Origin of the sequence: Roseburia sp. AF15-21, from assembly GCF_003479505.1 — a bacterium.
GTDB classification, from domain to species: Bacteria; Bacillota; Clostridia; order Lachnospirales; family Lachnospiraceae; genus Roseburia_C; species Roseburia_C amylophila.
In genome coordinates, this window is record NZ_QUHG01000001.1 from 373,376 (window position 1) to 396,013 (window position 22,638).

General features: G+C 40.1%; 20 protein-coding genes and 1 tRNA gene. 9 read left to right on the forward strand and 12 right to left on the reverse strand.

What is annotated here, in order from left to right; genetic code table 11:
- Positions 1-69 precede the first annotated feature (69 nt).
- The 6 genes from DWW33_RS01825 to DWW33_RS01850 form a co-directional block, all read right to left on the reverse strand.
- Positions 70-741 (reverse strand): UDP-N-acetylglucosamine pyrophosphorylase, encoded by a 672-nt coding sequence (locus DWW33_RS01825; protein ID WP_117841114.1) that lies wholly within the window; start codon positions 739-741, stop codon positions 70-72.
- A complete protein-coding gene (locus DWW33_RS01830) occupies positions 719-3,913 on the reverse strand; it encodes a type IA DNA topoisomerase (RefSeq protein ID WP_118638735.1) in 3,195 nt (1,064 codons plus the stop codon). Before DWW33_RS01830 ends, DWW33_RS01825 begins: the two co-directional genes overlap by 23 nt.
- A gap of 89 nt (positions 3,914-4,002) precedes the next feature.
- On the reverse strand, positions 4,003-5,364 hold the full coding sequence (locus tag DWW33_RS01835; RefSeq protein WP_117947091.1) for an ATP-binding protein: 1,362 nt from the start codon (positions 5,362-5,364) through the stop codon (positions 4,003-4,005).
- Between the two features lie 156 nt (positions 5,365-5,520).
- Positions 5,521-6,606, reverse strand: a complete 1,086-nt coding sequence (asd, locus tag DWW33_RS01840; protein WP_117698564.1) for an aspartate-semialdehyde dehydrogenase — start codon at positions 6,604-6,606, stop codon at positions 5,521-5,523.
- 172 nt (positions 6,607-6,778) lie between these two features.
- Complete coding sequence (gene argH, locus DWW33_RS01845) at positions 6,779-8,191, reverse strand: argininosuccinate lyase (protein ID WP_117698565.1); 1,413 nt, start codon at positions 8,189-8,191, stop codon at positions 6,779-6,781.
- Between the two features lie 109 nt (positions 8,192-8,300).
- Positions 8,301-8,966 (reverse strand): epoxyqueuosine reductase QueH, encoded by a 666-nt coding sequence (locus tag DWW33_RS01850; RefSeq protein ID WP_243088487.1) that lies wholly within the window; start codon positions 8,964-8,966, stop codon positions 8,301-8,303.
- Positions 8,967-9,101: 135 nt separating this feature from the next.
- On the opposite strand from DWW33_RS01850, the gene DWW33_RS01855 reads away from it, so the two are divergent.
- Both DWW33_RS01855 and DWW33_RS01860 read left to right on the forward strand, forming a co-directional pair.
- On the forward strand, positions 9,102-9,869 hold the full coding sequence (locus tag DWW33_RS01855) for an ABC transporter ATP-binding protein (protein ID WP_117698567.1): 768 nt from the start codon (positions 9,102-9,104) through the stop codon (positions 9,867-9,869).
- Complete coding sequence (locus DWW33_RS01860) at positions 9,862-10,659, forward strand: ABC transporter permease (RefSeq protein ID WP_118541539.1); 798 nt, start codon at positions 9,862-9,864, stop codon at positions 10,657-10,659. Before DWW33_RS01855 ends, DWW33_RS01860 begins: the two co-directional genes overlap by 8 nt.
- Positions 10,660-10,737: 78 nt before the next feature.
- On the opposite strand, the gene DWW33_RS01865 is transcribed toward DWW33_RS01860, so the two are convergent.
- The 3 genes from DWW33_RS01865 to DWW33_RS01875 are packed head-to-tail and all read right to left on the reverse strand — an operon-like array spanning position 10,738 to position 12,593.
- A complete protein-coding gene (locus DWW33_RS01865) occupies positions 10,738-11,145 on the reverse strand; it encodes a hypothetical protein (protein WP_118541541.1) in 408 nt (135 codons plus the stop codon).
- A 6-nt stretch (positions 11,146-11,151) separates the two neighbouring features.
- On the reverse strand, positions 11,152-12,126 hold the full coding sequence (locus DWW33_RS01870; RefSeq protein WP_118638737.1) for a DHH family phosphoesterase: 975 nt from the start codon (positions 12,124-12,126) through the stop codon (positions 11,152-11,154).
- A 26-nt stretch (positions 12,127-12,152) separates the two neighbouring features.
- Positions 12,153-12,593 carry a hypothetical protein gene (locus DWW33_RS01875; protein ID WP_118638738.1) on the reverse strand — a complete coding sequence of 147 codons (441 nt, stop codon included), beginning with the start codon at positions 12,591-12,593 and terminating at the stop codon, positions 12,153-12,155.
- 228 nt (positions 12,594-12,821) lie between these two features.
- Between DWW33_RS01875 and DWW33_RS01880 the strand changes: the two genes are divergently transcribed.
- The 7 genes from DWW33_RS01880 to DWW33_RS01910 all read left to right on the forward strand — a co-directional run bounded on the left by DWW33_RS01880 (position 12,822) and on the right by DWW33_RS01910 (position 18,398).
- Positions 12,822-12,894 (forward strand) — tRNA-Thr (locus DWW33_RS01880).
- Between the two features lie 162 nt (positions 12,895-13,056).
- Positions 13,057-13,596, forward strand: coding sequence for a helix-turn-helix domain-containing protein (locus DWW33_RS01885; protein ID WP_022243215.1), 540 nt, complete (start codon positions 13,057-13,059; stop codon positions 13,594-13,596).
- Between the two features lie 9 nt (positions 13,597-13,605).
- Positions 13,606-14,679 carry a spermidine/putrescine ABC transporter ATP-binding protein gene (gene potA, locus DWW33_RS01890; protein ID WP_117698571.1) on the forward strand — a complete coding sequence of 358 codons (1,074 nt, stop codon included), beginning with the start codon at positions 13,606-13,608 and terminating at the stop codon, positions 14,677-14,679.
- Entirely contained in the window at positions 14,672-15,493 is an 822-nt protein-coding gene (locus tag DWW33_RS01895; RefSeq protein ID WP_117698572.1) for an ABC transporter permease, read from the forward strand. Before potA ends, DWW33_RS01895 begins: the two co-directional genes overlap by 8 nt.
- A complete protein-coding gene (locus tag DWW33_RS01900) occupies positions 15,487-16,266 on the forward strand; it encodes an ABC transporter permease (protein WP_117698573.1) in 780 nt (259 codons plus the stop codon). The genes DWW33_RS01895 and DWW33_RS01900 overlap by 7 nt, the downstream gene beginning before the upstream one ends.
- Positions 16,267-16,269: 3 nt before the next feature.
- The gene (locus DWW33_RS01905; RefSeq protein ID WP_118638739.1) at positions 16,270-17,319 is read left to right on the forward strand and encodes an ABC transporter substrate-binding protein; all 1,050 of its coding nucleotides are present in this window, start codon (positions 16,270-16,272) and stop codon (positions 17,317-17,319) included.
- Positions 17,320-17,480: 161 nt separating this feature from the next.
- Complete coding sequence (locus DWW33_RS01910; RefSeq protein WP_118638740.1) at positions 17,481-18,398, forward strand: DUF5688 family protein; 918 nt, start codon at positions 17,481-17,483, stop codon at positions 18,396-18,398.
- Here the strand turns inward: DWW33_RS01910 and glgA are convergent.
- From glgA to spoIVB, 3 genes are all read right to left on the reverse strand, one after another.
- Entirely contained in the window at positions 18,388-19,827 is a 1,440-nt protein-coding gene (gene glgA, locus DWW33_RS01915; RefSeq protein ID WP_118057361.1) for a glycogen synthase GlgA, read from the reverse strand. The two genes, DWW33_RS01910 and glgA, sit on opposite strands and share 11 nt — an antisense overlap.
- A gap of 411 nt (positions 19,828-20,238) precedes the next feature.
- Positions 20,239-21,036 carry a sporulation transcription factor Spo0A gene (gene spo0A, locus DWW33_RS01920; RefSeq protein ID WP_117841124.1) on the reverse strand — a complete coding sequence of 266 codons (798 nt, stop codon included), beginning with the start codon at positions 21,034-21,036 and terminating at the stop codon, positions 20,239-20,241.
- Positions 21,037-21,257: 221 nt separating this feature from the next.
- Positions 21,258-22,547 (reverse strand): SpoIVB peptidase, encoded by a 1,290-nt coding sequence (gene spoIVB, locus DWW33_RS01925; RefSeq protein ID WP_158577440.1) that lies wholly within the window; start codon positions 22,545-22,547, stop codon positions 21,258-21,260.
- Positions 22,548-22,638 lie beyond the last annotated feature (91 nt).

The window sequence follows — 22,638 nt, forward strand, 5'->3', positions numbered from 1 at the left end:
TAATTTTCTATTGTCATTTTTCTGCAAGCAGCTACCGCAGGTAACTTCTGCGGGTAAATTTCCATCCGTTTAACCTTCTGCTTTACTTACAATTTCATTCTTATTCTTATAAATAGAATGCGCCGGAACTACTCCACGTACCGGGGAAAGCGGATAAATATTGGTATGTGGTCCGATGACCGTTCCCGGATTCAATACGGAATTACAGCCGACCTCTACAAAATCTCCTAACATGGCACCGAATTTCTTACGTCCGGTTTCCATCTTCTCATCAGCAGATTTTACTACCACCAGTGTCTTATCGGATTTTACATTGGATGTGATGGAACCTGCTCCCATGTGTGACTTGTATCCTAAAATAGAATCTCCCACATAATTATAGTGTGGTACCTGCACGGAATTAAAAAGAATGACATTCTTTAACTCGGTAGAATTGCCTACCACCGTTCCTTTTCCGACAATTGCATTTCCACGAATGAATGCACAGTGTCGTATTTCAGCATTTTCATCAATAATTAAAGGACCATTTAAACATGCTGTCGGTGCCACGGCAGCGGATTTTGCCACCCAGATATCCTCACCCTTCTGTTCATAAACATCCGGATTCAATGTTTTTCCCAGTTCTTTGATATAATCTCCGATTCCGGCAAGTGCCTCCCACGGATAAGTAAATTGTGCAAGATAATCCTTTGCGATTGTCTCCTCTAATGTATACATATTACTGATTTTGCACTGTTCCATCTTTCTCTTCCTCTCTTTCTTCTTCCGGTTTCCGGTCAAAATCAAAACGAATTTCATCCTCTTCAAACTTCAGACAGGTATCAAATACATTTCCTGCTTTCGAAGTAAATCCGGTTATTTTTTTAGTGGTATATCCTTTTGTAAAAAGCTCTTCTAACACTTCTTCAGCCAGTTCCACCTTTGCTACATAACGGTTCACCCGGAATCCGCAGTCACATTCATAGTACCACTGGCTTTTCTTTAACAATGCCCCACACTTTGGACATTTTACTTTTGTCTCTTCCGGTTTCGGACGCTCCGGAAAGTCAAATTCAATGCGTCCATCCTCGGTAAGCTTCAATGGTGCATCAAATTTCTTGCCATTCTTAGATTTAAATCCTGTTATAATTTCTGTCTTTCCTGTCAGTAAAAGTGCTTTTACCTGAGTTTCCTTTAATTTTACTCCGGCTATTTTACCGATTGAGAAACGGCAGCTGTCCTCTTTGTTTCTGTCATAATTGGCACAGCCATAGCCAAATGGCGTCTGCACAATATCACCCTGACACAGTGGACATTTTACATCTTTTACCTTCTTTGCTTCCACATGCTCAAAATCAAATTTCAGGACTTTCTTTCCATTCTCATCTTCTCCAAGCATCAGGCAGGCATCAAATTTCTTCTTATTCTTTGAAGTAAATCCACGAATCGTTCCGGTTCTTCCATTGGTCAGAAGCTCCTTCACCTGGGCAGTGTTTAAATCTTTCCCGGCTATTTTGCCAATGGCAAACCGGCAGCCAGCCTCATCTTCCGCTTTATAATTGGCACAGCCATAACCAAATGGCTTTATTTCTATTGCTCCGCCACACAACGGACAACTTACGCCCTCTATGGTCTCCGGCTCATTCTGTGAAAAATCAAAGGTTATATTCGGTTTTCCTTCTTCATCCTTTGCCATCACAAGGCAGGCAGAAAACTTCTTCTTATTCTTCGAAGTAAATCCCTTTAAGACTCCGGTTCTGCCTTCGCTTAATAACTGCTTTACTTCTTCATCGTTAAGCTCTCTTCCGGCGATGGAACCAATAGCAAAACGGCATCCACTGCCATCTTTATTATAATTCGAGCAGCCATAACCAAAAGGTGTGGTCTCAATCTCGCCGCCACAGACCGGACAGGTTGCTCCGATTTTAACCCTTGCCTTCATATCTTTGGCATTGCTGCCAGCCAATGGACGAATCTGACCGGCAATCTGGCTGGTGAGATTTTCATTTATCATGGAAACTGTTTCTTTCCGGATAAATTCCTCTAACTTCTCCCGATAATCTTCCATCGGAACCGTTCCCTGGGTAATGCCATCCAAGCCCTTTTCCCAGGAAGCGGTCATCTTCGGATTCAAAAGTGCCGGAACAGTCATATTCACCACTTCATAAACCATCTCGCCTAAGGCTTCCGGCGTCAGCACCTGTGTTTTCTTATTCAAAGCAAGGTAGCCGATACGCACCAGCTTCTTGATGATTTCTGCCCTTGTAGCAGAGGTTCCAATTCCGGAGCCTTTAATCTGTTCTCTTAATTCCTCTTCCTCGATTAACTGTCCCGCATTTTCCATGGCAAGCACCATGGAACCTGAAGTATAACGCTTTGGTGGAGAAGTCTTTCCCTCTTTTACCAGAAATTCTTTTACTTCTGCGGTATCTCCTTCTTTGAGACTATCTGCAAGTTTTAGTAATGCTGCGCTGTTCTTCGGATTGTTTTCTTCTCCGTCGCCATCTTCCTTTTCCCGTTTTTCTTTGGTATCCGGTCTTCCGGCAATTTCAAGATATCCGGGAACCTTTAATACTTTTGCTCCGGCAAAGAAAGATTCCTTTTCAATTCCGATGGTCAGTTTTACCGTCTGATACTGTGCCGGCGGATAGAAAATACTTAAGAAACGCCGCACGATCAGCTCGTAGACCCGCTTCTGCAATTCCGTCAGCGACTTATATTCATTGACCTGTCCGGTTGGAACAATAGCATAATGGTCTGTAATCTTACTGTCATCGGTATAACTGCTCTTTCCGATATTTTTATATAAACCATGTTCCATAATATTTTGTACAAAAGGTGCAACCGGCTCAAAGGAACGGAGTCCTCTGATATTCTTACTGATTTCTTTTGCAACGGCAGAAGATAATACTCTTGCATCTGTTCTCGGATAAGTAGTCAGCTTTCTTTCATATAAGTCCTGTGCTACCTGCAGCGTCTCGTCCGGGCTGATTTTAAACCTTTTCGAGCACTCTGCCTGCAGCTCCGCCAGGTTAAATAAAAGCGGTGCACGTTTCTTTGTAATTCCTTTATCTACTGTTTTTACAACCGCTGTTTTATTAGTTAAATCTTCAATTAACTTTTCTGCATGTACTTTTTCTTTGAATCCATTCTCTTTATAAAGCAACGGAGATGCATAATAAGAAGAACCTTCTACCGCTTTCCATTCACCTTCTATCTCTGCATCAAAGAAATTTCCCACCACCCGGTAAAATGGTGTCTCTACAAAATTACGGATTTCCCGCTCCCGGATTACAACCATGCCAAGTACACAGGTCATGACACGGCCAACTGCAATTGCAGTATAGGACTTGGTTCCTGCAGCATCATTTAAAAGATTTCCATATTTTACAGACATGACACGGGAAAAATTAATTCCCATGGCATAGTCTTCAATGGTACGCATAATCCCGGAATTAGCAAGATTATCATAATCCGCCATTGGTCTTGCTTCAGCAATTCCTCTTTTAATTTCTTCCTCCGTCTGCGAATCTATCCATACCCGCAGCTCTTTCATACCTTCACGGACTCCACCGAACCGCCGGATATTCTCTTCAATGGTCTGTCCTTCTTTTCCGGCATCGCCTGCCCAGTAAACGGTATCAATATCTTCCCGGTGTAAAAGCTTATGTACGATGTCATACTGTTTGCTTACAGATGGTATGACATTATATTTATAATCTTTCGGAAGAAATGGAAGGTCTTCTAACTTCCACTTCTTATATTTTATATCATATTCTTCCGGATATACCATTTCCACCAGATGACCAACACACCAGGTAATAGCATAGTGACTGTCTTCGATATATCCGTCATTTCTGCCGGATACGCCAAGAATTCGTGCAAATTCCCGGGCAACACTTGGTTTCTCCGTGATAATTAACGACTTACCCAACCGTTATTTCCTCCAATTTCTGTGCCATTTCTATTATTTTGTCTTTTTCAATCATTTGACTTTACTGTCATTTTTAGCTTTCCGGCACTTTATAATTCCTTCATATCGATCAGGACAAATCTTTTATCTTCTTCTGCCATCTGTTTTAAATCCTCTGCAAATTCCTGTGCGGAAAACATATAAAGATATTTTGCGGAAATTTTTGCCTGTTTCAGATTATCAAGCAATGCTTCACCTGACGAGCGGGTCATATAAGGCTCTGACCAGTTACAGATTCCGACAATGCTCTCACGGACACTGTTCTGGGCGACAATATCGATATTGCCCTTCTTTCCAACCCAGGTTCCAATCCGGTGAATGTCAATCGGAAGTTTACCAATACGATTTAATAAAGTCAGATATTCCCGGCAGACCTTGACAAAATAACGGTTCATATAGTCATCTAAATCTTTTTCAATATAAGTATCATAAAATTCTTCCGGTGCCATCATATATAAGTCCGATAAATGTGGATAGACAAAACGGAACCAGAAATTCACATAAGTATTGGCAATGCGGTAAACACCCTTTTTCGTATTCTCCCAGCCACCGGTATCAAAGGAAACCACCTTTTCTACCACATCAAATGCCATCAGATTCTTCATGTAGACACTGATTTTTGCTCTGGAGAAGCCTGTCTTTAAAAAGAGGTCATTCAGCTTATTATTTCCCGAAGCCAATGCTGCAAGTATTGTATTATATACAGAAAGTTCTCTTAATTCAATGCTGATATAATTTTCTGCCTCATGGAACAGGAAGCCATCCGGAGACAAAATATGCCGACAGACATTTTCCTTAATACTCTTTTTGGAATTCCAGCGTGTAAGATAACCCGGCACACCTCCAATAATTCCATAGACCTGCACTGCCTGACTGGTTCCATATTCCGGGAAATGTCGAACCACATCAAGAAATGTCGCATCCTCCATGCGGATGGCTGCGTCTACCTTCTTTAAGTATTCACCATATTTTTCTCTGCAGTCTTCCTCTACCCATACCAGTGAAGAGCTGGTCAGAATAATCATAACAGGACCCGGATATAATTTCTTTGCTTTCAGTTTCAGAATGCTGTTCATAAAGCCAACATCTTTTCTGGCAATATACTGGAATTCATCAATAACAACCACAAGCTTGGTCGGGTCTCCACTCTTGATGCGGTTAAAGAATTCATCATAACTATAGCGTGTCAGACGAATTCCGTATTTTGTTTCCACTTCCTGCCCCATCTGCAAAACCTGTTCCCTTTCGGATGCCTGTCTGGCGCGATAGTAAAAAAACTTTTTCTCCTTACAGAATTCTTTTATCAACTGCTCTTTCTGACAGTTATCTCTTCCATATAAAAGAACAATCTGATTGCCGGACTGTCCATATACCTCTTCTAATTTTTTTAATTCGGATGTCTGAATCATCATTGGTAATATCCTCCAAAATTTCTAATTCTAAGAAGTCACTCTAACAAAAATAATATCACATTTTAATTTTTCTATCAACGCCAAAACGATAAAAAAGCCATACTGCTTTCCTGCAATATGACTTTTCTATCTTCATTTTGTTACATATTTTGCTGCTTATTTTGCGGTAATATAACCCTGTGCTTTTAAAAGTTCTGCACAAAGAACAGCTCCACCAGCCGCACCACGTACGGTATTGTGGGATAATCCTACGAATTTCCAATCATATACAGTGTCCTCACGAAGACGTCCAACACTGATTCCCATACCGTTTTCATAGTTAACATCCATAGAAACCTGTGGTCTGTTGTCTTCTTCTAAGTACTGGATAAACTGCTTTGGTGCACTTGGAAGATTTAATTCCTGTGGAACACCCTTGAAGTTTACTAATTTTTCGATTAACTGCTCTTTTGTAGGGTTCTTTTTGAACTTAACAAATACAGCTGCTGTATGTCCGTTTAATACCGGAACACGGATACACTGGCAGGTAATAACCGGTGATGTAGCAGGTACAATGACACCATCTTTGATTTCACCCCAGATACGAAGTGGCTCTTTTTCGGATTTTTCTTCCTCTCCACCGATGTATGGGATAATATTTCCAACCATTTCCGGCCAGTCCTTAAAGGTTTTTCCGGCACCGGAAATTGCCTGATAGGTAGTTGCTACTACTTCATATGGTTCAAACTCTTTCCATGCTGTAAGAACAGGAGCATAACTCTGGATGGAGCAGTTTGGTTTTACTGCAACAAATCCTCTCTTGGTTCCCAGTCTCTTGCGCTGGAATTCGATTACTTTCATATGTTCCGGATTGATTTCAGGTACTACCATAGGAACATCCGGTGTCCATCTGTGTGCACTGTTGTTCGAAACAACAGGAGTCTCTGTCTTAGCATATGCTTCTTCAATTGCTTTGATTTCATCTTTAGTCATATCTACAGCACTGAATACGAAATCAACTTCTGCTGCAACATTTTCTACTTCATTAACATTCTTTACTACAATATTTTTAACGGCTTCCGGCATTGGAGTATCCATTTTCCAACGATCTCCAACTGCTTCTGCATAGGTCTTTCCTGCACTTCTTGGGCTTGCTGCAATTGTAGTTACCTCAAACCATGGATGATTCTCCAGAAGAGAAATAAATCTCTGACCTACCATTCCTGTTCCACCTAAAATACCGACTTTTAATTTGCTGCTCATTTCTTTTTCTCCTCACGTTTTTATGTTCGTCTATCGCGAACAGTTGTCTTTCTGATAAATATACTATCCTATTTATACAAAAAATGCAATTCACAATTTATCAAAAATTACTAAGTGAATTGCATTTTTCTTATACATATGTACCAATTTTTTTAAATAAGCTACTTATTTTCTACGCCTCTTCCGGCAGATTCAACTCATCCTGCCAGTCCTTTGACAGATATTCCTTATGCAATGCAATGACTTTTTCCATTGCGTCTTTACCAGGCGCACCAACAGTCAGACGTTTATTAACACAGGTTTCCATGGAAATTGCTTCATAGATATCTTCTTCAAATACCGGACAGATTGCCTTTAACTCATCCAATGACATATCATCAATGGCAATCTTCTTATCCAGACAATAAAGCACGATTCTTCCTACAATACCGTGGGCATCACGGAAAGGAACGCCATGATTTACCAGATAATCGGCTGCATCTGTCGCATTGGTAAATCCCTTGTTGGCACTGTCATGCATTTTTTCTTTATTGAATTTCATAGTTGCGAGCATACCGTTAAAGAGTGCCAGACAGCCTTTTGCAGTATCCATGGCATCAAAGGAAAGCTCCTTGTCTTCCTGCATATCTTTATTATACGCAAGGGGAATTCCCTTCATTGTAGTAAGCAATGACATCAGTGCACCATACACTCTTCCGGTCTTTCCACGTACCAATTCTGCAATATCCGGATTTTTCTTCTGTGGCATAATGCTGCTTCCGGTGCTGTATGCATCGTCAATCTCTACAAACTGATATTCATTGGAATTCCAGATGATAACTTCTTCTGAGAAACGGCTTAAATGCATCATAATCGTTGATAATGCAGATAAAAATTCGATTAAGTAGTCACGGTCTGATACGCCATCCATACTGTTTAAGGTTGGTCCATAGAAGCCAAGTAATTCTGCAGTATATTCACGGTCTAATGGATAAGTAGTTCCTGCCAGGGCACCGGAACCTAACGGACAGTAATTCATTCTCTTAAAAATATCCTGCAGGCGGAGTCTGTCACGGCGGAACATCTCAAAATAAGCTCCCATATGATGTGCCAGTGTAATCGGCTGTGCTTTCTGAAGATGGGTAAATCCCGGCATAATCGTCTCGGTATTTTCTTCCATAATCTTAAGAATGGTCTCAAGAAGTTCTTTTACCAGCTTGTCAGTATGCAATACTTCCTGTCTGGTATAAAGACGCATGTCCAGTGCAACCTGGTCATTTCTGCTTCGTCCGGTATGTAATTTCTTACCGGTATCTCCCAGACGGTCAATGAGCTTTGCCTCTACAAAGCTGTGAATGTCTTCGTATTCATCGGTAATAATAAGCTTTCCTTCTTCTACTTCTTTTAAGATTTCTTTTAAACAGTCTACAATATCCTGCATTTCTTTCTCTGTTAAAATGCCCTGTTTTCCAAGCATTTTCACATGCGCAATGCTGCCTTCCATATCCTGTTTATAGAATTTCTGATCAAATGATATAGACGCATTAAAATTGTAAACGAGCTTGTCTGTCTCTTTGGTAAAGCGTCCACCCCATAACTGTGCCACTCTTTTATCCTCTCTTTCCATACGGATGTCCGTACTTATTCTAAACAAAAATCCATAACTAACTTCTGAAAGTATACCTTATTTTTCATAAAATGACAACCAGAAGAAATCACTCCTGTACTGTCTGCTCACTTTCCTGCGCCGCACGTTCTCTTTTCTGTTCTTCCCGCTCCCGCTTCGAAAATACACAGCCACAATAATCCTGCCGGTACATGCCATACTCTTCCGAAATTACGGTAGAACGCTTATAGCCATCCCGTTTCTTAAAATCCGAATATAAATAGGGAATGCCATATTCTTCAGCCAGCCTTCCTCCAATCTCATTTAACTTTGCAGCATTCTTCATGGGACTGATAGACAGCGTTGTCGTAAAATAATCACAATTTAATTTTTTCGCATACTCTGCCGCTTCCCGCAGTCTTAATTCATAGCAGCGGAAACACCGTTCGCCACCCTCCCGGATATTTTCATAACCTTTTACTGTTTCATAAAAACGCTCCGGTTCAAAATTTCCTTCCACAAAGGTGACAGGATATTTCGTCGGAAATTCTTTAATAAAGCGTTTCTGCTCCGCTGCTCTGTGATAATATTCATCCTCCGGATAAATATTGGGATTATAGTACAACACCGTAATATAAAAATAGTTGGAAAGATACTCTAATACATAAGAACTGCAGGGTGCACAGCAGCTATGAAGTAAAAGTTTCGGAACTTCTCCTCTTTCTTCTAATCCGGCAATCGTTTCATCCAATATTTTCTGGTAATTTTCTTTCATCGCATTTACCTTTCCCATTCAAAATTTCTGTCGATTCTGTTCCTATTATAATCTATCCTTTTCTTCTGTCAATCCGGGTGACCAATCTCATTTTTTCACATATATTATCCTATAAACTTCTATCAGGTGAATACCATGTGCTCCATCCTTGAATTGTCCAATATAGATTATATTTATCATACGAAAGACGGCGAAACCAAGGCTCTGTCCAATATCAGTTTTACTTTATCCAATGGAGAATTTGTTGCTATTGTAGGTCCCAGTGGATGTGGCAAATCAACACTTTTATCCCTTATCTGCGGTCTCCTTGTCCCATCCGGCGGCAGCATTTCCTTCATGGGACACCCCCTGCAGTCAAAGGATATCTTAAATATGGGATACATGCTTCAGAAAGACCACCTCTTAGAGTGGCGTACCATCGCATCCAATGTCCAATTAGGGCTGGAAATCCAGCACAAAATGACACCGGAAAATCTTGCTTATGCCAGCCGGCTGTTAGAAACTTATGGACTTGCCGATTTTGCTGCAAAACGTCCTTCTGAGCTTTCCGGCGGCATGCGGCAGCGGGCTGCCCTGATTCGGACCCTGGTACTTCGCCCGGAGCTGCTTCTCTTAGATGAACCCTTCTCGGCATTAGATTATCAGACCCGCCTTAATGTCAGCAATGACATCGGTACCATTCTGCGGCAGGAACATAAAACCGCCATTCTTGTAACCCATGATTTATCCGAAGCAATTTCCATGGGAGACCGTGTTATTGTCTTAAGCCACCGGCCGGGCACAATCCGCTCCATTATACCCATATCCTTTGAGCCTGGTCTTACGCCTTTAGAGAAACGGAATGACAGCCATTTTAAATCCTATTTTAACTTAATATGGAAGGAATTTAATCAAAATGAATAACCCATCCTCTGCACAGCTTATGTACTTACGGCAATGCCGCAGGCATCAGCTTAAAATAAAAATCTTTCGCATTCTGATTCTTGTTGTCTTTTTATTGCAATGGGAACTCTGTGCGAAATATGGAAAAATCGACCCCTTTATTTTCAGCAGTCCCACCAGACTTATCATCTGCTTTTACCAGATGATTACCGGTCAGAAGCTCCTTTATCACATTGGAATCACCCTGTTTGAAACCTTAAGCAGCTTTTTCTTTGTTATTATTTTAACATTACTGATTGCTGCAATCCTCTGGTTTTCCAAAACCTTATCCGAAACCTTAGAGCCTTATCTTGTGGTTTTAAATTCCCTGCCAAAATCCGCGCTGGCTCCACTGCTGATTGTATGGCTGGGCGGCAATTACAAGACCATTATCATCACCGGTATGTCCGTATCTATCTTTGGCTCTATTCTGAGTCTTTACACTGCTTTTTGTGATATGGATAAAGAAAAGATTCTTCTGATAAAGACATTAGGCGGCACCCGTAATGATGTCATGTTTAAAATTATGCTGCCGGGCTGTGTTCCCACCCTGCTTTCTATTATGAAAGTCAACATCGGTCTTTGTCTGGTTGGTGTTATCATCGGTGAATTTATTGCAGCAAAAAAAGGCTTAGGCTATCTTATTATTTATGGCAGCCAGGTTTTTAAATTAGACTGGGTCATCTTATCGATTCTGATTCTCTGTCTCATTGCCATGCTGCTCTATCAGCTGATTGGAAGTTTTGAGAAGCTCTGCTTAAAGAGGAAATAAAGAAAGGCTGTATGAATTGCACCTGCTCTTCATACTGCCTTTCTCTTTCTTACTTTACAGGAAATTGCTTATGAATTTTTATGCTTCTTCGATTTCTTCAAAGTCACAGTAATCTGCTCCTGCTTCAGAAGCAAACTTAAAACTTACTTTCTCGCCCTGATATTCCACGGTAAAATCACCTTCCATATCAAGGAAAGAATGTGCCTGGGCTATATTATCCAAGAATTCTGCCATATCTGCCGGAAAGTCTTTTGCATCTGCCTCTACGCTGCACTCTTCTTCTAAGATTTCCTGCTCCGCAAAGAGACGCAGGGTAAAATCATCCAAATCACTTTCATCATCAAAGTCTACACCCTGAAAATAATGATTGCCGCAATTTTTAAATAAGTTCTTTACATAAGAGGTACTGGATAAAATTCTCGACTGGGATACATCCTCTGCCTCAAGATAAATATGATAGGTTATCTTCACCTGATTTTCTGCCATGGTATCTTACCTTCCTTCTTCTGCCTTGATCTGCTCTAAGAACAGCATTTCTAATTTATAATCCCGGTCCGGTTCCAACTTTTCCATATTCTTCTTTGGAATGAAACCGCCAGCCATTGCCGGATGTCCGCCACCATTTCCATAATCTGCTAATGCCTTTGCTACAACTCTTCCGGCATCTACATGATTTAATGCACTCCGGACAGAAAACTTAATGCCATCAGAACGGATTGCATAAATCACGGAAATATTAACTACATCAAGAGACAAAATAAAGTCTGAAATAATTGCAATCAGCGCATCCGGACAATCAAACGGAATCGATGCAAATCCCACATCATCATAAATGTGGATATTATCGATTGCCGCACCATATGCCTTTAAATCAGAAAACTCCATTACATTTACATACATGGATTTTAACTCTTCCACATCTGCCATTGGATAAATGTATGCAAACATATCCACATCAAGCTTTGTTGTACCACGGACAAAGTCATCCGTATCCATCTTGATGCCATATGCCAGTGCTGCCGCCACATCCCGGCTCATTGGTGTATTGGTAAGATAAAAATACTCTGTAATCATTGTGGCACAGGCTCCTACACGGCGCACATCTTTATAAGCATATTCACAGGCAATTACTGTCGGATGATGGTCAATACATGCCACCTCATCTCCGATAAAATCGGTCAGATTCGCATTATATTTCTGGGAGTCTACGGTAACAATATAGTCCTCTTTCTTCATATCATCCAAATCTTCTTTAGACAAAATATCAATATGAAATGTGTCAAACATCTTTCTTGTACTCAGGCGTTCAATCTTGCCATCATAACAGATATCTGCATTAATCCCATGGTAATTTAAAAAATGCTGTAAGCCAAAGGCACTGGCAATCGCATCCGGATCTGGAAAATTATGTGTCTGAATATAAGTTCTGTGTCCTCTTAATAACTCTACTAATTGTAAGGGATCCATGTTTTATCTCCTGGTATGATTTCTTCTTATTTTAATATAGAAAGCGGATTATTTTCCTTCTGGAATTTCAATGCAAACAAAGCTGCCCCATAGCATAAAATTCCAATCAGCATAAATATTACTTTACCGGAAATTATTCCAACGACAATCTCTGCTGCTGCAACAATTCCATGAAGCCAGACAGGAAGGTTATGCAGACATGCAGCAAGTCCCGCTTCAATCAACACTACAATACATACGCTCACTACCGGTATCTTCCATACCAGTATACCCAGCACAATTTCCAATACGGCAAGAACCACAAATACACATAACATAATCAGCGTGCTGTTTTCCTTTAATTCTGCAATCGTAAACTGACTGTTCTTCTTTGCATAATTTTTCTTTGCGCTGTTAATTTTCTTCTTCATATTCTTCTTACTGTCCTCAGTTTTCTTTCCCCCTGAAACAAATTCCTTCACTTCCATGAAAAAAACTTCCTCCTTGTAATGATTTCCCTTTTCATAAGCCGGTTCATCTTTCTCCGGTTCTTACACATCTACGCCCATTATACCAAGTAACCTTTGAAAGAACAACTTTTTTCAAAAAAACATTGCAAATTTATTTTTTTCTATATATAATATTATAGTATGATTTTAATAAATAAAGGGTTGTCTGAGGAAAATATTTTATTTCGCATATAACCAGATTATTCTGCTTCCGTGGCTCAGTTGGTAGAGCGGCGCATTCGTAATGCGTAGGTCAGGGGTTCGAGTCCCCTCGGGAGCTTTTTTTGTTGTCTAAAAATAATCTAAAAATAGTATTGACATTTCTCTTTCAATTTCTCATAATACTCCTTAGTGAGTTTATTATTATTAAACTTCAAATACATTATTAGCTTCATTTTGTAAAAACTATGTAAAATCACTTTTCATGGAAAGGAAGTACAAAATGGATATTGGAAATAAAATCAAAGAGCTGCGGATTCTCTACGGTCTCACCCAGCAGGAACTGGCTGACCGTCTGGAATTATCCAAAGGATTTATCTCCCAGTTAGAGCGTAATCTTACGTCTCCTTCCGTGGGTACACTTTTAGATATTATCCAGTGTCTCGGCACTACGCCGGCAGAATTTTTTGCAGATGATGAACCTGCACAGCTTGTCTTTAAAAATGAAGATTATTTTGAAAAAGAAGATGCGGAACACAGGAGCTTAATCGAATGGATGGTTCCCGGTGCCCAGAAAGATATGATGGAACCGGTACGACTGACGCTGAAGCCCGGCGGCACATCAGACATCTATCTTCCACATGAGGGAGAAGAATTCGGCTATGTACTTAAGGGCTCCATTAAAATCATATATGGTACCCGTACTTATACTGCAAGACAGGGGGAGTCTTTTTATCTTAAGTCCAATAAAAAGCACCATATCGAAAATACCGGCAGGAAAGATGCCGTTCTTATCTGGGTTACAAACCCGCCAAGTTTTTAGGAGGTTATGATGGGCAAGAAATTAATACAATTAGAAAATATTACCAAAACTTATGACGGAAATATGATTTTGGATGACTTAAATCTTTATGTAAAGGAAAACGAATTCTTAACACTGCTGGGACCTTCCGGCTGTGGAAAGACTACTACCCTGCGTCTTATCGGTGGTTTTGAGACACCGGACACCGGACGTATTATTTTTGATGGAAAAGATATTACTTCTCTTCCGCCAAATGAGCGTAAATTAAATACTGTATTCCAGAAATACGCACTTTTTACCCATATGAGCATTGCAGAAAATATTGCTTTTGGGTTAAAAATCAGCAAGAAAAGCAAGGCTTATATTCAGGATAAAATCAAATATGCCTTAAAGCTTGTAAACTTAGACGGTTATGAAAACCGCAGCATTGATTCCTTAAGCGGTGGCCAGCAGCAACGTATTGCCATTGCCCGTGCCATTGTAAATGAACCAAAGGTGCTCCTTTTAGACGAGCCTTTGGGTGCACTGGATTTAAAAATGCGTCAGGACATGCAGTACGAACTGATTCGTCTGAAAAATGAACTTGGCATTACTTTTATCTATGTTACCCACGACCAGGAAGAAGCCCTTACCATGTCAGACACCATTGCTGTCATGAATCAGGGCTATATCCAGCAGATTGGTACTCCGGAAGATATTTATAATGAGCCGGAAAATGCATTCGTTGCCGACTTTATCGGAGACAGCAATATCATTGACGGTATCATGATTGAGGATAAATTAGTCAGCTTCTTAGGCATCAAGCACGAATGTGTCGACACCGGTTTTGGTAATAATAAACCGGTAGACGTAGTCATCCGCCCGGAAGATATTGAGATTGTAGAAGCCGGCACCGGTTTTATGGATGGTGATATTACTTCTGTTATCTTCAAGGGTGTCCACTACGAAATCGAAATTATGGCTGGCGGATATGAATGGCTTGTTCATACCACCAAATATTTCGAAACCGGAAGCCATGTGGGAATGAAGGTAATTCCTTTCAATATCCAGATTATGCATAAACCGGAATCCAGTGACGAAAAGGCGGTGGAACTCGATGCATAATGCCAGAAAAAGACTTTTAGCCGGACCTTATCTGGTCTGGATTATTGGATTTACTGTACTTCCGATTCTGATGATATTATATTACGCATTCACCAACAGTGACGGTGGTTTTACCTGGGCAAATATTGCTGCAATTGCAGACCCGGTACATATAAAAGCACTCCTGCTTTCCTTGAAGCTTGGTATCTTATGTACGGTTGTCTGTCTCCTGCTCTCCTACCCGCTTGCCATGATATTAAACAGTCTTCATATCAAGCATCAGAGCTTTGTGGTATTTATCTTCGTCCTGCCAATGTGGATGAACTTCATGCTGCGTATTTTAGCATGGCAGATGTTGCTTTCCAATAACGGAATTATCAATGGATTCCTTTCCATTTTTGGCATCCCGAAGCTTCATATGTTAAATACCCAGGGAGCCGTTGTATTTGGCATGATTTATGATTTTCTTCCTTTTATGATTATGCCGATTTACAATTCCATAGTACGTATCCGCAAAGAAACCATAGATGCGGCAAGGGATTTAGGTGCCAACAGTTTTATCACCTTCTTCCGTATCATTCTGCCGCTTACTTTGCCTGGAATTGTCAGCGGAATTATTATGGTATTCGTGCCGGCACTTACCTCCTTTGTTATTTCAGACCTTTTAGGTGGAGGTAAAGTACTTCTCATTGGAAATGTTATTGAGCAGTCCTTCATGCAGGGTTCCTACTGGAATTTAGGTTCCGGACTTTCCATTGTACTTATGATTTTTGTTTTAATCAGTATGGCATTTATGAATCGTGCCGGTGAATCAGGAGGGCATGCAGTATGGTAAAGAAAAGTTTATCAAGAATTTATCTTGCAATTATTTTCCTGTTTCTGTATCTTCCAATTGGAGTTCTGATTGTACTTTCCTTCAACAACTCCCTCTCCCGTGTAAAATGGGGCGGATTTACGACAGAATGGTACCGCAATCTTGTTTCTGACCCGACTATTATGAATGCCTTTTATACCACGATTCTGATTACCGTTGCATCTTCTGTGATTGCTACAATAATCGGAACCATGGCAGCAATCGGAATCAGTGCCATGCGGAAAAGGAACCGTCAGATTATGCTTGGTGCAACTAACATTCCACTTCTGAATGCAGATATTGTTACTGGTATCTCCCTGATGCTGCTTTTTGTCCGCTTTACAGAGCTTGGAACATCAACCGTATTGATTGCACATATTACCTTTGACATTCCATATGTCATTTTAAATGTACTGCCTAAGCTTTCCAACACCTCCTCCCATACCTATGAGGCTGCCAGAGACTTAGGTGCAACACCACTTTATGCATTTTTCAAAATTGTATGGCCGGATATCAAGCCTGGTGTATTCTCCGGTTTTCTGATGGCTGTGACAATGTCCTTAGACGATTTTTCCATCACCTATTTTACCAAGGGTGCCGGTGTCAATACATTGTCCACCATGATTTATACCCAGCTGCGTAAAGGTATTATTCCGGAAATGTATGCACTGTCTACGATTTTATTCTTCCTTGCTCTGGTGCTTCTTCTGATTATGAATTACCGCAGTGTCAAGGATGCGAAAGGAAGGTCTTAAGAAATGAAGAAATTCTTATTTTCATTTATGCTTATTGCTGGTCTCCTTACTCTTTCCGGCTGTGGACAGAAAGAGGATGAAAATGCACTTGTTATTTTAAATTATGGAAAATATATAGAGCCGGATGTTATCCAGCAATTTGAAAAAGAAACCGGTATTACCATCAAATACGAAGAATATGAAAGTCCGGAGGAAATGTATACCAAATACAAAGCGGGTTCCATCAAATACGATTTAATCTGTACCTCCGACTATATGATCCAGAAGCTTATCAATGAAGGTGAAGTCTTAGAAATGGATTATGATAATATTCCACTTTACGAAAACATCGACCCGACCTATGTGGAATTTTCCAAGGCCTTTGACCCGGAAACAAAATACACACTGCCTTATTTCTTCGGCACACTTGGTATTCTCTACAATAAAACCATGGTAGATGAAGCTGATATGGACAGCTGGAATGTTCTCTGGAATCCGAAATATAAGGGACAGATTATCATGGAAAATTCCGTCCGCGATACCTTCGTTCCTGCACTCCGGCTTTTGGACTATTCCATCAATACTACGGATGAAGATGAATTAAACGAAGCACTTTCCATGCTTTGTGACCAGAAAGATTTAGTCTACTCCTATCTGGTAGATTCTTCTGCCGATGAAATGATTGCCGGAAATGCTGCCATGGCTCTTATTTATTCCGGAGAGGCTGCCTATGCACAGGATTATAATGATGATCTTGATTATGTGGTTCCGAAAGAAGGTTCCAATATGTGGATGGACTCCTGGTTCATTCCCAAAACCTGCCAGCATAAGGATGCTGCAGAACAGTTTTTAAATTATCTCTGTCGTGAAGATATCGGTATGGAAAACTTTGACTATGTCTGGTATGCTACACCAAACACCGCTGTTTATGACGAACTGGATGAAGAGGTTCAGGAAAGTACTACTGTTTTTTCTGATCAGGAAACTTTAGAAAACTGTGAAATTTTTAACAGTCTTGATGTCCCGGCTACAGAAACTTATGACTATCTCTGGAAGAAATTAAAATCTTACTAAAATATTCTGGTCTCTAAAAGATTAGAAATTTTTTAGAAAAATTTCATATTACGTTTCTTGTTATTCAAGACACAAGATGATATATTGAAAGTCCATTGGAATAATCCATGGACTTTCTTTTCTATTTATTCATTTTTACCATTTCTAACCAGGAGGTCTTTATGACATATCAACAATTTCTTACTGAAATCCAGTTACAAATTCATTCTCTGTTTGATACAGATGTTACGATTCAACTGCATAAAATCCAAAAAAATAATGGCGTTACTTTGGATGGACTCACTATTCTGCAAAAGGGCTGCAACATTTCTCCCACTATTTATCTCAATGATTATTACAAAGAATATCAGGCTGGAAAAAGTATACAGAACATTATTTTACATATCCGGGAAATTTACCGGGCTTACCGTCCCAGCAGCTCTGTCGATGTAGCATTCTTTACTAATTTTGAAAATGTACGGCACCGCATCCTCTTTAAACTGATTCACTATCAGAAAAATGAGGAACTTCTCAAAGAAATCCCTCATTTTCGTTATCTTGATTTTGCAGTTGTTTTCTATTGTCTTTTATCTAGCTCAAGTCAGGGAAACGCAACCATTCTGATTCGTTCCACTCATCTTTCCTACTGGAACATCTCCGCAGATGATTTATATTCTTATGCCTTAGAGAATACGCCGGCACAGCTTCCTGCTGATTTTGAACCATTAATGCCATTACTCAATAAGCTTATGCCAATGCCCTTTCCTGCCGATAGCATGGAAGAAGAATCCGAAACTCCGCTTTATGTATTAACCAATAAAGCCAGACTCTATGGTGCTTCCTGCATTCTCTATCCAAATCTTTTAGATTCCATTGCAGATAAGCTCACATGTGATTTTTATCTGATTCCAAGCAGCATTCATGAATTTCTGATTCTTCCTGTTCTGCCCGGAACCTGTATACAGGATTTAAATGCTATGATTCATGAAGTAAATTCCACTCAGGTTGAGGAAGAAGAAATCTTATCTGATCACGCTTATTTCTATTCCCGCTCTGAAAAGCTTCTTACTTCTATGCCAGAAGAAAGGACTACAATCTAGCATATAATTTTTCATATTCCTTTGCAGAACTGGACCAGGAGAAATTCTGCTCCATGCCACGTCTTGCGATATCCAGCCACCCGGTCCGGTTCTCATGGAATACCTGATATGCATAAAGAAGACTGTCACGCATTTCATGAGCATTATAATTGGAAAAAGTAAAACCGGTTCCGGTATGCTGATACTCATTATATGGCTCTACGGTATCCTTTAAGCCACCGGTCTCGCGAACCACAGGTACTGTTCCATAACGAAGACTCATCAACTGGCTCAGACCGCAGGGTTCAAATAAAGATGGCATCAAAAAAGCATCTGATGCTGCATAAATTCTATGCGCTGCTTCTTCGGAATACATAATATTTGCCTTCAGTCTGTCCGGATACCTGCTCTCATAATATCGGAACATATTCTCATAACGTTCCTCTCCGGTTCCTAAGGCAACAATCTCAAATTTACCGGAAGAAAGCAGTTCATCCATCATATAATCTACCAGTGAAAATCCCTTCTGCTCTGTCATTCTTGAAACAATTCCAACTAACATCACATCATCCGAATACGGAAGATTCATATCCTTTAAAAGTGCCTGCTTGTTTTTCCGCTTGCCTTCTTCTAAATCATTGGCATCATATAAATAAGCAATCTTTGGATCCGCTTTCGGATTATATTCATTATAATCGATTCCATTAATAATACCGCTTAATTTATAGCTGTTACTGCGAATGAGACCATCCAAGCCTTCGCCACCATCCGGAGTTGTTATTTCATAAGCATATGTAGGACTTACCGTTGTTACAGCATCTGCATATACAATACCACCCTTCAGATAATTGCCCTCTCCATAGGATTCTAATTTATCCGGTGTAAAAAGAGCATCCGGCAATCCGGTAATATCTTTTACTGCCTTTAGATTCCAGCGCCCCTGAAACTGTAGATTGTGTATCGTAAATACCGTTTTCATATTCTGGTAAAATACATTTTTCTTATAGATATTTTCCAGATATACCGGAACCAGTCCCGTCTGCCAGTCATGGCAATGAATAATATCCGGCTGGTAATTCATATGCGGCAATGCTTCTAATACTGCCTTTGAGAAAAATGCAAATTTTTCTACATCTTCGTAAATATTATTATATGGTCTGTCTCCCGCAAAATAGAATTCATTATCAATAAAATAATACTGGATTCCATCTTCCTTTGCCTCCAGTATTCCTACATATTGTTTTCGCCAGCCCAGATCTACATAAAAATGCAATATATGATGCATTTTCTTACGCATATCCTCACGGATACACATATACTTCGGCAGCATGACGCTGACTTCATATTCATTTTTTGAAAAATATTTTGGCAGTGAACCTGCTACGTCTGCAAGGCCGCCTGTTTTGATAAATGGAACTGCCTCTGATGTAACAAATAATACCCGCTTCATTTCTGTTACCCCCAAATCTGATACCCTTTTTACAAATACGCAACGCTTTCTTTCGCAGTGCATCTCGAAAACCCTTGGTTTTCTCGATGTACGGGCATTCGCCCTATCTACGCTCACACTCGCAAATCCGCTGCGCTTTCTTTCGCAGTGCATCTTCGAAAGCCTACAGCTTTCTCGATGTACGGGCATTCGCCCTATTTACGCTCACACTCGCAAATACGCACTAACGTGCTCTTCATTCTGCTTCGCAGAATATTTGCTCGTTAACGCCGCAAGAAAAACAAATGTCTGCTCTGCAGCCGCTTGTTTTTCTTATGCGTCTATTATACCACGTTATGGGGGAGCAGAAAATACCTAAAATGTCTGATTCAGACACCATATTTTGCTGCCGTTTTTGTAGAAACCACCCTTTTAATACGTTTTATATTCCAGGCGGATTCTGTCTGCAATCAGTGCTATAAATTCTGAATTCGTCGGTTTACCTTTTCCATTGTTTATCGTATACCCAAACAGCTCATCAATCGTGTCCATTTTGCCACGGCTCCATGCCACCTCTATTGCGTGGCGGATAGCACGTTCTACGCGGCTGGCTGTTGTCTGATATTTTTTTGCGATTGTCGGATAAAGTATTTTTGTAATGGAATTAAGCATTTCAATATCATTTACCGACATAATAATTGCTTCACGCAAATACTGATATCCTTTGATATGTGCCGGAACACCTATTTCATGTATAATATTTGTCACTTTACTTTCCAGATCCTCCGGCTTTGCCGAAGGCTTTTTCTCATATGCTCCGACTTTTTTTGATTCCGCAGCATTCATTCCCCGGAGCACTCTTGTACTTTTTATCCGATTGATAATCATATCATTATCAAAGGGCTTCATAATGTAATAATCCGCCCCCAGATTAAATGCATCTTCTGTAATCCGGTCCTGTCCTACCGCACTGATAATAATAAAACTAGGACATTTTCTTATGGATTTATCTTTTTTTACTTTTTCTAACAGTGCAAGTCCGTCAAGTTTTGGCATAACTATATCCAATAAAACAACATCCGGCTGTTTATGTTTGATAATCTCATATGCTTCGACCCCGTTCTTTGCCGTACCAACCACCTGCAAATCCTTATCGCTGGCTACGATTTCATCTAAAAGCTGTACCATTCTCTCGTTATCATCTGCAATTGCTACATTTAATTTTTCCATGTCAAACCTCCTGCCGTTTCCACTCTTTTGTACAAAGATGAAACTACTTGTATTTAAACACAACTTTTCTGTCGTTTCAAGCTAAAGCGTTCATCTTATTTCGACATCAATATTGCCCGGAAGACAACGGCTGCCTTCTTCCCCTTATACATTTTGTATCATAATTATATCCTGATATAAATTATGTCGAAACATGTCGTTAAATTATAAACTGTTTTTTCTTATGGATTCGACGTTTTCCCCACTTCTAACATATCCTCAATAAAAATACCATACCCCTTCTTCGCATCATCGACGAACACATGGGTAACTGCACCTATCAGCCTTCCGTTCTGAATCACCGGGCTGCCGCTCATTCCCTGTACAATACCTCCGGTGCTCTCTAACAGTGCCGCATCCTCTACTTCAAATAAAATGCTTTTGTTTTCCTTATTCTTCCGATAATTAACTTCCGTAATTCTTATCTTATAATGCGCTATCGTTCCGTCGATATCACTGATAATTTCTGCTTCTCCAGGTTCAATATCCTGCTTATAACCAACCGGATAAGCTACGGCATTTTCCAGCAAATTATTTTTTTCATGTAATATTCCATAGATTCCTCGTTCGCAGTTCTCCTCAATATCTCCCATACAATATTTTTCTTCATAATTAATGACTCCTGATAATTCACCCGGTTTACCGGATTCTCCTTTTACGATTCCCACCAGTCTGCTGTTATAAAGTTTTCCCGTCCCCACTTCCAGCATACTTCCGGTATCCATGTCTGTTACCGCATGTCCCAGTGCCCCATAGCTTCCATCCTGGCTGATATAGGTAAGTGTTCCGATTCCTGCCAGATCATCCCTTACCCAGACTCCTAATTTATACGTTTCTTCTTTTGACAATTTCGGCTGTATATATAATTCTAATGTTTCTCCATTTCGACGTATCCGAAGCACTAAAGATTTTCCTTCACATTTATCGACAGCATCCATTAACGCCTCCTTATTTTCAAGTTCTACACCATCTACTGCACAGATATAATCTCCACTCTTTAAAACATTCTGTGCCGGTGCATACAGCATACCATCCATCCCTTCAAAATTTCCCGTTCCGATGACAAAGATGCCATCCGTCTGCACATAAATACCAATATTTTCCCCGCTGGCATAGACCTCCTGTTCCGCTACAATATCTGCCTGCACATCCTTTATGGGAATAATTCCAAAGAGCTTTGCTCGTAAAACAACCGTATCTGAAGCCATATCTATTTCATTTCTTTCGGCACCAGCCTTGTCCATGCTGCTTTGCAGCTGCTGATTTTCCATTACAGATGTATCGATAAATCTCTTTCCGGAATCCCGGCATTCGAAGGTCACCGGCATGGAAATGTCCAGTTTACTTAAATCACCATCGATAAGTTTTACTTCATCCGGAACCATATTTAACATAAGCTGGTAAGCAAATACCAGCCAGACAATCACTATAATCTGCCATATATTTTTTATGCTTTTTCTTATTAATCTCATCCGCATTATATTTTCCTCACTACAGGCATAATAACTACAGGAAACTCTCTTTACAGCTTTCCCGCGTAAAATAAAAACAGGATATTCATTG

What these genes read in the sequence shown, in the direction of transcription:
- DWW33_RS01835 (WP_117947091.1), bottom strand. Translation starts at nt 5,364, where the DNA reads ATGATGATTCAGACATCCGAATTAAAAAAATTAGAAGAGGTATATGGA.
- DWW33_RS01860 (WP_118541539.1), top strand. Translation starts at nt 9,862, where the DNA reads ATGAATAACCCATCCTCTGCACAGCTTATGTACTTACGGCAATGCCGC.
- DWW33_RS01900 (WP_117698573.1), top strand. Translation starts at nt 15,487, where the DNA reads ATGGTAAAGAAAAGTTTATCAAGAATTTATCTTGCAATTATTTTCCTG.
- DWW33_RS01870 (WP_118638737.1), bottom strand. Translation starts at nt 12,126, where the DNA reads ATGGATCCCTTACAATTAGTAGAGTTATTAAGAGGACACAGAACTTAT.
- potA (WP_117698571.1), top strand. Translation starts at nt 13,606, where the DNA reads ATGGGCAAGAAATTAATACAATTAGAAAATATTACCAAAACTTATGAC.
- spoIVB (WP_158577440.1), bottom strand. Translation starts at nt 22,547, where the DNA reads ATGAGATTAATAAGAAAAAGCATAAAAAATATATGGCAGATTATAGTG.
- DWW33_RS01910 (WP_118638740.1), top strand. Translation starts at nt 17,481, where the DNA reads ATGACATATCAACAATTTCTTACTGAAATCCAGTTACAAATTCATTCT.
- DWW33_RS01855 (WP_117698567.1), top strand. Translation starts at nt 9,102, where the DNA reads ATGTGCTCCATCCTTGAATTGTCCAATATAGATTATATTTATCATACG.
- DWW33_RS01850 (WP_243088487.1), bottom strand. Translation starts at nt 8,966, where the DNA reads ATGAAAGAAAATTACCAGAAAATATTGGATGAAACGATTGCCGGATTA.
- spo0A (WP_117841124.1), bottom strand. Translation starts at nt 21,036, where the DNA reads ATGGAAAAATTAAATGTAGCAATTGCAGATGATAACGAGAGAATGGTA.
- DWW33_RS01875 (WP_118638738.1), bottom strand. Translation starts at nt 12,593, where the DNA reads ATGGAAGTGAAGGAATTTGTTTCAGGGGGAAAGAAAACTGAGGACAGT.
- DWW33_RS01895 (WP_117698572.1), top strand. Translation starts at nt 14,672, where the DNA reads ATGCATAATGCCAGAAAAAGACTTTTAGCCGGACCTTATCTGGTCTGG.
- glgA (WP_118057361.1), bottom strand. Translation starts at nt 19,827, where the DNA reads ATGAAGCGGGTATTATTTGTTACATCAGAGGCAGTTCCATTTATCAAA.
- asd (WP_117698564.1), bottom strand. Translation starts at nt 6,606, where the DNA reads ATGAGCAGCAAATTAAAAGTCGGTATTTTAGGTGGAACAGGAATGGTA.
- DWW33_RS01885 (WP_022243215.1), top strand. Translation starts at nt 13,057, where the DNA reads ATGGATATTGGAAATAAAATCAAAGAGCTGCGGATTCTCTACGGTCTC.
- DWW33_RS01865 (WP_118541541.1), bottom strand. Translation starts at nt 11,145, where the DNA reads ATGGCAGAAAATCAGGTGAAGATAACCTATCATATTTATCTTGAGGCA.
- DWW33_RS01825 (WP_117841114.1), bottom strand. Translation starts at nt 741, where the DNA reads ATGGAACAGTGCAAAATCAGTAATATGTATACATTAGAGGAGACAATC.
- DWW33_RS01905 (WP_118638739.1), top strand. Translation starts at nt 16,270, where the DNA reads ATGAAGAAATTCTTATTTTCATTTATGCTTATTGCTGGTCTCCTTACT.